Here is a 12,719-nt window from a genome sequence, read left to right on the forward strand (position 1 = left end):
AGAGTAGGACGTTGCCAGGCATTGTAATAAAATTATTCCACAGTAGCTCAGTGGTAGAGCTATCGGCTGTTAACCGATCGGTCGTAGGTTCGAGTCCTACCTGTGGAGCCATATGGCCCCGTGGTCAAGCGGTTAAGACACCGCCCTTTCACGGCGGTAACACGGGTTCGAGTCCCGTCGGGGTCATTACATATTGGAGAATTAGCTCAGCTGGGAGAGCATCTGCCTTACAAGCAGAGGGTCGGCGGTTCGAACCCGTCATTCTCCACCATTTTTATTTTATAATGTCGGAGGGGTAGCGAAGTGGCTAAACGCGGCGGACTGTAAATCCGCTCCTTCGGGTTCGGCAGTTCGAATCTGCCCCCCTCCACCATTAATGGGCTATAGCCAAGCGGTAAGGCAACGGACTTTGACTCCGTCACGCGCTGGTTCGAATCCAGCTAGCCCAGCCATTAGAGCCATTAGCTCAGTTGGTAGAGCATCTGACTTTTAATCAGAGGGTCAGAGGTTCGAATCCTCTATGGCTCACTATTGAAGAAGTACTTTCATAAGAAAGTACTTCTTTTTTTATGAAATTTTATATACATTTTTTTTGATAAAATATACATGAATGTTGTATATAATGAATGTTAAATCAAAATTATGATTTTATATGTATTTTGCCTGTCATGTCGGGCTTTCTCAGTACTAAGAAAACTTGAAAGATAGTTAATGATAACGTATTCTTATATTAAATTCTTTACAAAGGGGTTATGAGAATATGAAGAACATACATATTATTGGAGCACCATCTACATTTGGACAAAGAAAATTAGGGGTGAACTTTGGACCGGATGCTTTGAGATATGCTGGACTAGTAGAGCGACTTAAAAATATAGGTCATTCAGTAGAAGATAAAGGAGATATTGCCGTTCCTGCTGTTGACGTTGAAAAATTCAAAGGTAAACAAGAAGGATTACGCAATTTAAATGAAATTATTGAGGTTTCTGAAAATTTAAGTAATGCAGTTTCTAGCAGTATAAAAAATCAAGCTTTTCCACTTATCATTGGTGGGGATCATTCTATTGCTATTGGTTCTATATCAGGGGTTAGTCAACATTATGAAAATTTGGGTATTATATGGTACGATGCCCATGGTGATTTAAATATTCCTGAAGAATCTCCATCAGGGAATATCCACGGTATGCCTTTAAGGGTATTGCTAGGGGATGGCGATAAACAATTAGTGAATATCTCTGGTTATGCACCTAAAGTGAAACCTGAAAATATTGTATTAATAGGTATGAGAGACTTAGATGTTGGTGAGCGTGACTTTATCAGAGAAAATAATATCAAAACTTATACTATGGCTGATATTGATAGAAACGGTATTAAGCAAGTAATGGAAGAATCAGTATCTTATCTAAAAGACAAAACAGATGGAATTCACCTGTCACTAGATGTTGATGCACTTGATCCAGTGGAAACACCTGGTACAGGTACTAAGGTATTAGGTGGACTTACATACAGAGAAAGCCATTTTGCTTTAGAAATGCTGCACAATACTAATTTGATTACATCAATGGATGTTGTAGAAGTAAATCCATTAATTGATCAAAACAATCACACAGCTGAACAAGCTGTCTGTTTAATGGGTAGTTTCTTCGGAGAAACTTTATTATAGTAAGTGCAAAAGACGTTTATGATGAATCAACTTTTCATCATAAACGTCTTTTATTGTTATCTTATTAAGGGTATAAATAATAAGCTATAATTTTGATAAATAATTAATTTAATGTCAAAGTTATTTATATAATGAACAGGCATGATATGACAGGCTAAGCGAAGATTGGTATAATACATATTATGGGATTAGAATACCGGAGGAGATGTTATGGATTTATCCAGCTTATTTGATAATTGGAACACTGTTAAAATAATAACAAGTGTACTAGACTTACTAATCGTATGGTACGTACTTTATCTTCTCATTACAGTATTTAAAGGTACAAAGGCCATTCAATTATTAAAAGGAATTATCGTAATAGTAATCGGACAACAAATAAGTAAAATGTTGAGCTTAACGGCAACATCGCGCTTGTTCGATATAGTTATTCAATGGGGGGTATTAGCATTAATTGTTATCTTCCAACCAGAAATTAGAAGAGCTTTGGAGCAGCTAGGCCGAGGTAGTTTATTTAAGCGCTATGGTAGTAATATTAACAGTGATGAAAATAAACTCATAGTAGCTGTATCAAAAGCAGTGCAATATATGGCAAAAAGACGTATTGGTGCTTTAATTGTTTTTGAAAAAAATACTGGTTTACAAGATTATATAGAAACTGGTATTCCAATGAATTCCAATATTTCTCAAGAATTGTTAACAAATGTTTTCATTCCAAATACACCGTTGCATGATGGTGCTATGATTATTCAAGAAAATAAAATCGCCAGTGCGGCATGCTATTTGCCTCTATCAGACAGTGCTAAAATTGCTAAAAGCCTAGGTACGCGACATAGAGCAGCTGTTGGTATATCAGAAGTATCAGATGCGTTTACTGTTATTGTATCCGAAGAAACAGGATCTATTTCAGTAACATTTGATGGCAAATTACGTAAAGATATATCCACTGAAGCATTTGAAGAATTATTGGCAGAACATTGGTTTGGTTCACACTTACAACAGAAAGGTGTGAAATAATATGTTGGAAAGTAAATGGGGTTTACGCTTAATTGCTTTAGCTCTCGCTGTGTTTTTCTTTTTATCTGCAAATAATGTGTTTGGAAATATGTTTAATGCAGACAAATTTAGTCAAAAGACAACAGAGACACTTCAAGATGTTCCAGTGGAAGTAAAATATAATAGTAATAAATTATATGCTAGTAAAGTACCTGAAACAGTTGATGTAGAAATATCTGGTCCACAGTCGCAAATTTTAAAAGCTGAAAATGGACAAAATATCAAAGTAACACTTGATTTAAACAGTGAAAAATCTGGACGACATACAACACAGTTTAAAGTTCATGGCTTAAACAAAGATATAGATTATGATGTGAAGCCTAAAGAGGCTACTGTTAACTTAGAAGAAAAAGTAACGAAAAACTTAAAAGTTGAGCCAGATGTAAGTAGTAATGATGTCGATGCAGATTATAAAGTGAGTGAACAATCTGTTTCGCCTGATACTGTGAAAGTAACAGGAGGACAAGATCAAATTGATAAAATTGCGTACTTGAAAGCAACGTATAAAAATAATAGTAAAATTAGTAAAGATACAACTGATGTTGCCAAAATCACAGCATTTGATAGAAACTTAAATAAATTAGATGTTTCTATTCAGCCAGAAGAAGTGAACTTAAGTGCTAAAGTAGAGCCATACAGTAAAAAGGTGAAAATTAAGACTAAAACAACTGGCAGTTTAGCAAATGGCAAAGAAATAGATGACATCGAATTAAGTGATAAAGAAGTAGAGGTTTTTGGTAACAGAAAAGAACTTGAAGATGTAGATGAGATAAAAGGTGAAATAGACTTAGATAATATATCAGAAACAACAGACAAGTCAGTACAGCTGGATGTTCCGGATGAAGTATCTAAAGTAGAACCTAATGACACTACTGCAAAAGTTATAGTTAAATAATATAATTATAGAGCAAAAGGAGAAATAAAAATGGCAAAATATTTTGGTACAGATGGAGTTAGAGGGATAGCAAATAAAGAGCTAACTCCTGAACTCGCATTTAAATTAGGGCGTTACGGTGGCTATGTTTTAGCCCATAATCAAGGGAAAAATCACCCTAAAGTATTAGTTGGAAGAGATACACGAGTATCGGGACAAATGCTTGAATCAGCATTAATCGCTGGTATGATTTCAATTGGTGCAGAAGTAATGCGATTAGGTGTAATTTCAACTCCAGGTGTTGCTTATTTAACTAAGGCAATGGAAGCAGAGTTGGGTGTTATGATTTCCGCTTCCCATAATCCAGTTGCAGATAATGGTATTAAATTCTTTGGTTCAGATGGTTTTAAATTATCAGATGAGCAAGAACAAGAAATTGAAACACTTTTAGACCAAGAAAATCCGGATCTGCCAAGACCAGTAGGTGATGCCATTGTGCATTATTCTGATTACTTTGAAGGCGCTCAAAAATATATAAGTTACTTAAAATCTACAATTGATGTTGATTTAGATGGTATGAAGATAGCATTAGACGGTGCACATGGATCTACTTCATCATTAGCACCATTTTTATTCGGTGATTTAGAAGCTGATACAGTAACTATTGGTTGTAATCCAGATGGTTATAACATAAATGAACAAGTAGGCTCAACTCATCCAGAAACATTAGCTAAAACCGTAGTTGAATCAGAAGCAGATTTCGGATTAGCTTTTGATGGCGATGGTGATAGACTTATTGCTGTTGATGAAAATGGAGATATTGTAGATGGAGACCAAATCATGTTTATCATAGGTCAAGAAATGGCTAAAAATCATGAGTTAAATGATAACATGATTGTATCTACTGTAATGAGTAACTTAGGCTTTTATAAAGCGCTAGATGAAGCTGGAATTAAATCTAATAAAACAAAAGTTGGAGATCGTTATGTTGTAGAAGAAATGCGTAGAGGTAATTATAACTTAGGTGGCGAGCAATCCGGACATATTGTTATGATGGATTACAATACTACAGGAGATGGATTACTGACAGGCGTACATCTTGCGGCTACAATTAAACTTACTGGTAAAAAATTAAGTCAACTTGCAGCTCAAATGAAAAAATATCCACAATCATTAGTAAATGTACGCGTTACAGATAAATATAGAGTAGAAGAAAATATAGACGTTCAGGAAATTATGACTAAAGTAGAAGTTGAAATGAATGGCGAGGGTAGAATCTTAGTGCGACCTTCAGGTACAGAACCATTAGTACGTGTTATGGTAGAAGCTGCGACAGATGAAGATGCCCAACGTTTTGCTAAAACTATTGCGGATGTTGTACAAGAAAAAATGGGCTTGGATTAAGATTTATAATATAGTAAAAGGATGGGACACGATTTGTGTCTCATCCTTTTTTTGAACTGAAAATTTACGATAACTCATTATTGATACTGAAGTTATAATTGATTGTAAGCTGTTATAATCTCAGTAGTTAAGTGATCATCTGTTTTAGCATACGTTTTCAAGAAACCATCTAATCCGTGAGTATCGATATATTTATTTTTTTCAACTGTTTCTTGATCGTTAACGTCATCGTATTTTAATAATAATGCAGCTAACTTAGTTAAATTGTCGTGTGGCAGATTGTGATTATAAAGATATGTCAGTGGTTTGATAATTCTATCTTTTGGCCCAATCTTTCTAAGAGTACCACGACCTACTCGAGTTACTTCATCTGATAGATTAGGATTTTCAAAACGACCGATGATTTTATCGACATATTGTGCTTGTGCTTGTTCATTGAAGTTGAATTCTTTAGTAATATAAGCACTTGTTTCTTTTAATACCGCATGTAAACCATCTTTAATTTGTGAGTTTTTAATAGCTTCTAGTATTGTAGGTAATTGTTGATAAGCACCTGCGTATGCTAAGAAAGCATGGCCAGTGTTAACTGTTAGTAACTTACGTTCAATGTAAGGTGTTAAATCATCAACATATTTAATATGGTTCAATTCTGGACCATGCCATGCGTCTTTTTCGACCACCCATTCGAAAAATGGTTCAACTACAACATCTAAAATATTGTCATTTGTTTGAATAGGTACTATACGATCTACTGCAGAGTTAGCAAAATGAATATGATCACCTAATGGACCAGTAATATCTAATATTGCTTCTTTTAATGTATTCGTAGCCATGATAGCATTCTCACACGCAACGATATTGACATGATTTTGTTTTTCTTTTAAATAAGGTGCAAAGCTTTTTGCGATGATAGGTAAAATATTGACACCAACTGCAGTTGTAATTATATCAGCTTCTAATACAGCTTGTTTTAATTCCTCAGAAGGTTGTCCTGAGTTAATTGCATCAACGTTATGAACACGAGTTGTTGTTTTAGCTTCATCAGCTAAAATAACATCGTATTCATGTTGTTGATCTAAGGCGTCAATAATTTCTGCATTAACATCGGCAAAAGTAACTTTAACCTGATTATCGGCAAGAATATAACCGATAAATCCTCGTCCAATGTTACCTGCTCCAAAGTGTAATGCTTTCATTATGCTTCAGCCTCCTCAAATACTTGTTTGATTTCTTCAGCAGAAGAAGCATTAACGATACGGTCAACATTTTCTTCTTCACTAAATGTGATTGCAATTTTAGATAGTAAATCTAAATGTTCACCATCTTTACCAGCGATACCTACAACAACTTTTACCTCTTCGCCATCCCAGTCAATGCCGTTTGGAATTTGTAGTAAAGTTAAACCAGATTTTAAAACACTTGTTTTGGCTTCGTCAGTACCATGTGGAATAGCTAAGCCATTACCCATAAATGTTGAAACAACTTCTTCACGGTCTTTCATAGCTTGAATATATGCATCGGTAACTGCACCACTTGACACTAATGCTTGGCCAGCTTGTTCAATGGCTTCATTACGGTTGCTCACAGTTGCGTTTAAAAAAATGTTTTCGTTACTAAATAATTCAGTCATAATTATCCACTCCATCTTGTAATTTATTTTGTAATTCTTGTAAATAGCTTTGTTTCACCAATTCCCGAATGCGTTCGGGATATAACATAAGTGTTTCCAATTCAGTTAAATGATTTGCAAAGGCACTAGAGAAGCGGCTAATAATTTCAGCGCTAAAGTCATCCTCTGGTGCAAACATAGCAAGTAAATACTGAATAGTGTGTTTGTCATTTTGATCATCAATAACTTCCATTGGCTGATTTAATATTGTAACTAATATATATGGACGCAAAATCAATCGATGTTTTAAATGAGGTATAGCGATTGGATAGGGGTCCAAAATATAATTTTGTGTCAATGAACGTTGTTGAAGTTCATCAGCGAATGACTGTACATCGTTTATAATTTGTTGTTGATATAAATGTGTCGTTAAATAATCATTTATTTCTGCAACATCTGTATATTCAATATTTACATTATCAATTAAAGTTAAACCATTGCGTATATAACGCAAAGTATCATCTTGATGTTGAATACTTATGTTGATATTAGATTCAAGTTCAGACGATTGTTGTGACTGTGTTTGTTGTAGTTTCATGAAAGATGCGACATGATTAATATCTGTATCTGGTAACAACGGATTGACAGTTATATAAGGTGCGAAAATATCTAAATCAACCGTTGATACTATTGCTGCATAACGTTGTAAATCTAAATCAACTAAATCACCGACTGACGCTTGTGTCGTACTAGTGATATCTGGAAATGATTGTTGCAAGCGTGCAGCTAAAATTTGACTTGTGCCAATTCCGCTACTACATACCACTAACACATGAAAATCTGTAGTAGCTTTCTTATTAATTGCGCCTCCAAAATGAAGCACAATAAAGCCTATTTCACTATCAGGAAATTGCAGTTTAGGCCATACCATATAAAGTGCTTTCTTTACACTAGCAAATAATAAAGGATAATCTTTCTTGATCATGTCAGTTAAAGGATTATATGTCTCAATATTCGCTTTAAGACGATTTATTGCTGGAATGATATGCAATTTAAGTCCTTCAATTAATGTTGCAGTATTATCAAATGAAATTTGCGAGATGCGTGATACTTGTGTAATAAAAGTATCAATTGGGAACTGTTCACTTTCATCACTACTATCTACTTGATTAGAATCTTTACGCTTTGCGCCACGTAAATGTATAGTAATAAAACCAATCTCTGCTTGATTAAACGCTACGCCATAAATATGTTCCAAATGTAAACTTAAAGCAGTAGCTATTTCATGTTCAAATGTATGACGTATGTCATTATATAATTCATCGTTTAATGAAACATAATCACCATTCAACATACGATCAATACTTAATACAATATGAACAGTTAATGTAAGGTAGCTTGATTCTGTTAGGGTGTAGGGTAAGCGACCTAAATGGTCCATAAGAATACGTTCTACTTGGAATATTTTATCCATGTCTACCATGTTTAATTGATTTTGGTTAATAGATTGATAGACAAAATGATTTTCAATGACTGAATAAACACTAGTACTATTTAAATTATTAACCATGAGTTGACTTAAGAGTTCTCTTTTTTTGGATTCAGGACCATTTAAATAGATACCTTCTCCTCTTTTTTTCTGTAGTACCAGTTGATACTGTAATAATTCTTCAGTTAAGTCATCTAACAATTTAGTCAATGTTTGGATAGAGACACCAATTTCATGTGCTAAACTATATTGCTTTATAGATTCTTTCGATTGAATCAAAGCATAAAGTATAATTACCTTTTGTTCTTCTACTGATAAATCAACAGTGGTATGTTGTTGAATATATCGTTTTAAATGTTCGATTTGAATAGTATTCCCTAATAATTGCAAACCTTTTTTATTAACGCGTTCTAAAGTGATATTGAAGTTGGCCAATGCGCTTTTAATTGATTTTAACTCTCTATGAACAGTACGAGAGGACACTGCTAGATGTTGAGCAATATCGTAAATTGTTACATATTGACCATGGTATTTAATTAACATGGCAATAATTTCTTTTTCACGGGTACTTAACAACATAGTCGTGTCCTCCTTTGACTGTTTATATTAATTTTCTTCTTGATTTAAGTTTGCTAGTAATTCGTCATATCTAGGGGAATTTAAGAAATTATCAACTGAGATATGAATAGCATTTGGTACTTGTTTGATTGCACGGTCAGTTAATTTTTTCTGAGTAATGACAAGTTGTGCATCAGATGGTAATTGATTAATTGCCGTATTAGTTACGTTAACGTCTTTAATATTTGCTTTTTTAAATTTATTACGTAACATACTAGCTCCCATCGCACTTGAACCCATTCCTGCATCACAAGCAAATATGACATGATTTACTTTACTATAATCATGAGCGTCTACATTTTCCGTATCATAATTATCTAATAAATCACCATCGTCGTCAGCTTCACTATTTTCTTGTTCACTAGCGTCAGCTGTTGCAGCACCTTCACTACTTGCTAATTTAGAAGATACACTAGATTTTTTACCTTTAGTTTCTTCCATTTTGGCAGTAGCTGCTTCAAGATCTTGTTTAGGTTCTTTTGTGAATTTTAAAATAATAGCTGATACTAAGAATGACACTAAAGTCGCTAAAACGACACCTATAATCATGTATAGTAATTCACCTTTAGGAGAATTTAAAACATAGACTATAAATGACCCTGGAGATGCTGGGCTTTTGAATCCAAAATCAAATAATGAGTAAGTTGCTACACCTGTCATACCACCTAAAATAACTGCGATGAATAATAACGGTCTCATTAAAACGTAAGGGAAATAAATTTCATGAATACCACCAAAGAAGTGGATAATTCCTGCACCGTAAGACGTTGCTTTAGCAGTGCCTTTACCAAAAATCATATATGCTAATAACACACCAAGTCCTGGCCCAGGATTTGATTCAATAGTATATAGGATTGATTGACCTGCTGAAGCTGATTGGTCTGCACCTAATGGTGTAAATACACCGTGATTAATTGCATTGTTTAAGAAAACAATTTTTGCAGGTTCAACAATGATACTTACTAATGGTAAAACGTGAGCATGAACTAATGCTTCTACTGCTAATGATAAAATATGCATTATAAACTGCATAATAGGAGCTAATATTTTAAATCCTACTATTGTCATGATGAAACCTAGAATACCAGAAGAGAAATTATTGAATAACATTTCAAAACCTTGTGGTGTTCTAGGCTGAATGAATTCATCGGTTTTTTTCATGAGCCAACCAACAAGTGGCCCCATAATCATAGCGCCTAGCAACATTGGTGTATCTGGTAATGCAACAATTACACCCATTGTTGCTACAGCTGCAATAATACCGCCTCGCATGTCATGGATTAATTTACCACCACTATAAGCGATTAATAATGGAATTAAATACGTAATCATCGGACCAGCTAAGCCGCCCAAATCTTTATTTGGGAACCAACCACCGTCGATAAATATGGCAGCGATAAAACCCCAAGCGATGAATGCACCAATATTTGGCATAATCATACTACTTAAAAATGACCCAAATGCTTGTACTTTACGACCAAGACCCTTCTTTTCTTCAGTCTGAGCTTGAGACATAATATGCACCTCTTTTTCTATAATTTTTATACTTTAATTGTAAGGGTTTTACCACGTTAGCCACAATATAAACTAATTTCAACTTTGGCACACGATTCATGACATAATTGTCATTACCAAAAATAGGTTTCAATGATTTACATCTTAATAAAAAATTTACAATTAATTTACTGAAAGTCATAAAAAGTTTGCCAAAGGATATATATAAGTTGTACAATAGTTTTATTGAGTGGAAGGAGGGCAAAGTGAAAGTAATATCAATTTAAAGCGCCTGTGCAAGTGATGAATAATTAAGTCCAAGATTTAGTGTTTAATCAGAAATACTAATATGTCTTAACTATGAAGCTTGTAGACGAGGAAGATAGTTATCGATTTTTCGGCGGATGCTATCTCGGATGTGGCTCATTCGTTATCTTATTAAGGAAAACACTAGGGCAACCTTGTGCACAAAGTTAATAAGTTAGCCATAAAACAAATAACGAAAACGATTATACTGCAATAGGGGGATTTCTGTACTTTTTTAAGTGATTTATAATAATAAGCATCAATACAGTGAGAGCTATTTTTATACGAGAACCCCCTGTTGCTAGACAACTGGAGGAAATTAAATATGTGCGGAATTGTTGGATATATTGGGCATGATAATGCCAAAGAATTATTATTAAAAGGTTTGGAAAAATTAGAATATAGAGGTTACGATTCAGCTGGTGTAGCTGTTGTGAATGAAGAAGGTACAACAGTATTTAAAGAAAAAGGTCGTATTGCAGAGTTAAGAAAAGTAACTGATAGTGAAAATACAGACGGTAATGTGGGTATTGGTCATACACGTTGGGCAACACATGGTGTACCAAACCATGAAAACTCACATCCTCACCAATCAGCGACTGAACGTTTTACTTTAGTTCACAACGGTGTCATTGAAAACTATGAAGAATTAAAAAATGAATATTTAGCAGATGTAACATTTTTATCTGATACAGATACTGAAGTAATTGTACAATTAGTTGAACATTTCTCAAATCAAGGTTTAGAAACTGAAGCGGCTTTTAGTAAAGTTGTATCTTTATTAGAAGGTTCTTATGCTTTAGGTTTAATCGATAGCCACGATAATGAAACAATTTTTGTAGCTAAAAATAAATCTCCATTATTAATTGGTGTCGGCGATGATTTTAATGTTATTGCGTCAGATGCACTTGCAATGTTAACAGTAACAAATCAATATAAAGAAATTCATGACCATGAAATTGTTATTGTTAAAAGAGATAAAGTAATCATTAAAGATCAAAATGGCCAAGAACAAGAGCGTGCAGCTTATACTGCTGAAATTGATGCAGCAGATGCTGAAAAAGGTGTTTATGATCATTATATGTTGAAAGAAATTCATGAACAACCAGCTGTAATGCGTCGTATCATTCAAGAATATCAAGATGACAATGGTGAATTGAAAATTGATAAAGATATTGTTAAAGATGTAGCACAAGCTGATAGAATTTATGTTATTGCAGCAGGTACAAGTTACCATGCAGGTCTTGTTGGTAAAGAATTCATTGAAAAATGGGCAGGTGTACCAACAGAAGTACATGTAGCGTCAGAATTTGTTTACAACATGCCACTATTATCAGAAAAACCATTATTCATTTACATTTCACAATCTGGTGAAACAGCAGATAGTCGTGCAGTATTAGTAGAAACTAATAAATTAGGACATAAATCATTAACGATAACAAATGTACCTGGCTCAACGTTATCACGTGAAGCAAATCATACATTATTGTTACATGCTGGTCCTGAAATAGCTGTAGCTTCAACTAAGGCATACACAGCACAAATTGCTGTATTATCAATCTTGTCACAAATTGTTGCTAAAGAACATGGTAAAGAATCAGAAATCGATTTATTACGTGAATTAGCAAAAGTAACAACGGCGATCGAGGCAATTGTTGATGATGCTGATGTAATGGAACAAGTAGCGACTGATTACTTAAGAACAACAAGAAATGCTTTCTTTATCGGCCGTACTATTGATTATAATGTTAGTTTAGAAGGCGCGTTGAAACTTAAAGAAATTTCATATATCCAGGCTGAAGGTTTTGCTGGTGGCGAATTGAAACACGGTACAATAGCTCTTATTGAAGATGGTACACCTGTTGTTGCCTTAGCAACTCAAGAGAAGGTAAACTTATCAATTCGTGGTAATGTGAAAGAAGTTGTAGCACGTGGAGCAAATCCATGTATTATTTCAATGGAAGGTCTTAATAAGGACGGAGATACTTATGTCATTCCTCATGTACACGAGTTATTAACTCCATTAGTATCAGTTGTAGCGTTGCAATTAATTTCTTATTATGCAGCATTACACAGAGACTTAGATGTTGATAAACCACGTAACTTAGCAAAATCAGTTACAGTTGAATAATTAATACACATATTAAAGTAGAATCATATGATATTTGTCATATGGTTCTATTTTTATCTGCTATATTAAATGGTA

The 12,719-nt window shown here is 34.1% G+C and carries 9 protein-coding genes and 6 tRNA genes; 11 read left to right on the forward strand and 4 right to left on the reverse strand.

The genetic code is table 11. The features are described from left to right. Window positions 1–36: 36 nt before the first annotated feature. The 10 genes from KA845_RS06090 (at window position 37) to glmM (ending at window position 4,997) form a co-directional block, all read left to right on the forward strand. Window positions 37–111: transfer RNA gene (locus KA845_RS06090), tRNA-Asn, on the forward strand. A gap of 3 nt (window positions 112–114) precedes the next feature. Beyond that, window positions 115–186 (forward strand) — tRNA-Glu (locus tag KA845_RS06095). Window positions 187–195: 9 nt separating this feature from the next. Beyond that, window positions 196–271: transfer RNA gene (locus KA845_RS06100), tRNA-Val, on the forward strand. A gap of 18 nt (window positions 272–289) precedes the next feature. Next, a tRNA-Tyr gene (locus tag KA845_RS06105) sits at window positions 290–373 on the forward strand. A 4-nt stretch (window positions 374–377) separates the two neighbouring features. Continuing rightward, window positions 378–452 (forward strand) — tRNA-Gln (locus KA845_RS06110). A gap of 3 nt (window positions 453–455) precedes the next feature. Further along, window positions 456–528, forward strand: a tRNA-Lys gene (locus KA845_RS06115). 232 nt (window positions 529–760) lie between these two features. After that, complete coding sequence (gene rocF, locus KA845_RS06120) at window positions 761–1,663, forward strand: arginase (RefSeq protein WP_103388800.1); 903 nt, start codon at window positions 761–763, stop codon at window positions 1,661–1,663. 210 nt (window positions 1,664–1,873) lie between these two features. Next, window positions 1,874–2,680 (forward strand): diadenylate cyclase CdaA, encoded by an 807-nt coding sequence (gene cdaA / locus KA845_RS06125; RefSeq protein ID WP_002510344.1) that lies wholly within the window; start codon window positions 1,874–1,876, stop codon window positions 2,678–2,680. Window position 2,681: 1 nt separating this feature from the next. After that, window positions 2,682–3,614, forward strand: a complete 933-nt coding sequence (locus KA845_RS06130; RefSeq protein ID WP_002510345.1) for a CdaR family protein — start codon at window positions 2,682–2,684, stop codon at window positions 3,612–3,614. A 30-nt stretch (window positions 3,615–3,644) separates the two neighbouring features. Continuing rightward, window positions 3,645–4,997 carry a phosphoglucosamine mutase gene (glmM, locus tag KA845_RS06135; protein ID WP_002510346.1) on the forward strand — a complete coding sequence of 451 codons (1,353 nt, stop codon included), beginning with the start codon at window positions 3,645–3,647 and terminating at the stop codon, window positions 4,995–4,997. Window positions 4,998–5,089: 92 nt separating this feature from the next. On the opposite strand, the gene KA845_RS06140 is transcribed toward glmM, so the two are convergent. The 4 genes from KA845_RS06140 to KA845_RS06155 are packed head-to-tail and all read right to left on the reverse strand — an operon-like array spanning window position 5,090 to window position 10,228. Further along, complete coding sequence (locus KA845_RS06140; protein WP_002510347.1) at window positions 5,090–6,193, reverse strand: mannitol-1-phosphate 5-dehydrogenase; 1,104 nt, start codon at window positions 6,191–6,193, stop codon at window positions 5,090–5,092. Further along, on the reverse strand, window positions 6,193–6,627 hold the full coding sequence (locus KA845_RS06145; protein WP_002510348.1) for a PTS mannitol transporter subunit IIA: 435 nt from the start codon (window positions 6,625–6,627) through the stop codon (window positions 6,193–6,195). Before KA845_RS06145 ends, KA845_RS06140 begins: the two co-directional genes overlap by 1 nt. Beyond that, window positions 6,620–8,674 (reverse strand): BglG family transcription antiterminator, encoded by a 2,055-nt coding sequence (locus KA845_RS06150; RefSeq protein ID WP_167868150.1) that lies wholly within the window; start codon window positions 8,672–8,674, stop codon window positions 6,620–6,622. Before KA845_RS06150 ends, KA845_RS06145 begins: the two co-directional genes overlap by 8 nt. Before the next feature lie 27 nt (window positions 8,675–8,701). Beyond that, the gene (locus tag KA845_RS06155) at window positions 8,702–10,228 is read right to left on the reverse strand and encodes a PTS mannitol transporter subunit IIBC (RefSeq protein WP_200670021.1); all 1,527 of its coding nucleotides are present in this window, start codon (window positions 10,226–10,228) and stop codon (window positions 8,702–8,704) included. 610 nt (window positions 10,229–10,838) lie between these two features. On the opposite strand from KA845_RS06155, the gene glmS reads away from it, so the two are divergent. Next, window positions 10,839–12,644 carry a glutamine--fructose-6-phosphate transaminase (isomerizing) gene (gene glmS, locus KA845_RS06160; protein ID WP_002510351.1) on the forward strand — a complete coding sequence of 602 codons (1,806 nt, stop codon included), beginning with the start codon at window positions 10,839–10,841 and terminating at the stop codon, window positions 12,642–12,644. Window positions 12,645–12,719 lie beyond the last annotated feature (75 nt).

It is taken from the genome of Staphylococcus sp. GDX8P114P-2 (assembly GCF_017892945.1).
GTDB lineage: Bacteria > Bacillota > Bacilli > Staphylococcales > Staphylococcaceae > Staphylococcus > Staphylococcus arlettae.

What these genes read in the sequence shown, in the direction of transcription:
- rocF (WP_103388800.1), top strand. Translation starts at nt 761, where the DNA reads ATGAAGAACATACATATTATTGGAGCACCATCTACATTTGGACAAAGA.
- cdaA (WP_002510344.1), top strand. Translation starts at nt 1,874, where the DNA reads ATGGATTTATCCAGCTTATTTGATAATTGGAACACTGTTAAAATAATA.
- KA845_RS06130 (WP_002510345.1), top strand. Translation starts at nt 2,682, where the DNA reads ATGTTGGAAAGTAAATGGGGTTTACGCTTAATTGCTTTAGCTCTCGCT.
- glmM (WP_002510346.1), top strand. Translation starts at nt 3,645, where the DNA reads ATGGCAAAATATTTTGGTACAGATGGAGTTAGAGGGATAGCAAATAAA.
- KA845_RS06140 (WP_002510347.1), bottom strand. Translation starts at nt 6,193, where the DNA reads ATGAAAGCATTACACTTTGGAGCAGGTAACATTGGACGAGGATTTATC.
- KA845_RS06145 (WP_002510348.1), bottom strand. Translation starts at nt 6,627, where the DNA reads ATGACTGAATTATTTAGTAACGAAAACATTTTTTTAAACGCAACTGTG.
- KA845_RS06150 (WP_167868150.1), bottom strand. Translation starts at nt 8,674, where the DNA reads ATGTTGTTAAGTACCCGTGAAAAAGAAATTATTGCCATGTTAATTAAA.
- KA845_RS06155 (WP_200670021.1), bottom strand. Translation starts at nt 10,228, where the DNA reads ATGTCTCAAGCTCAGACTGAAGAAAAGAAGGGTCTTGGTCGTAAAGTA.
- glmS (WP_002510351.1), top strand. Translation starts at nt 10,839, where the DNA reads ATGTGCGGAATTGTTGGATATATTGGGCATGATAATGCCAAAGAATTA.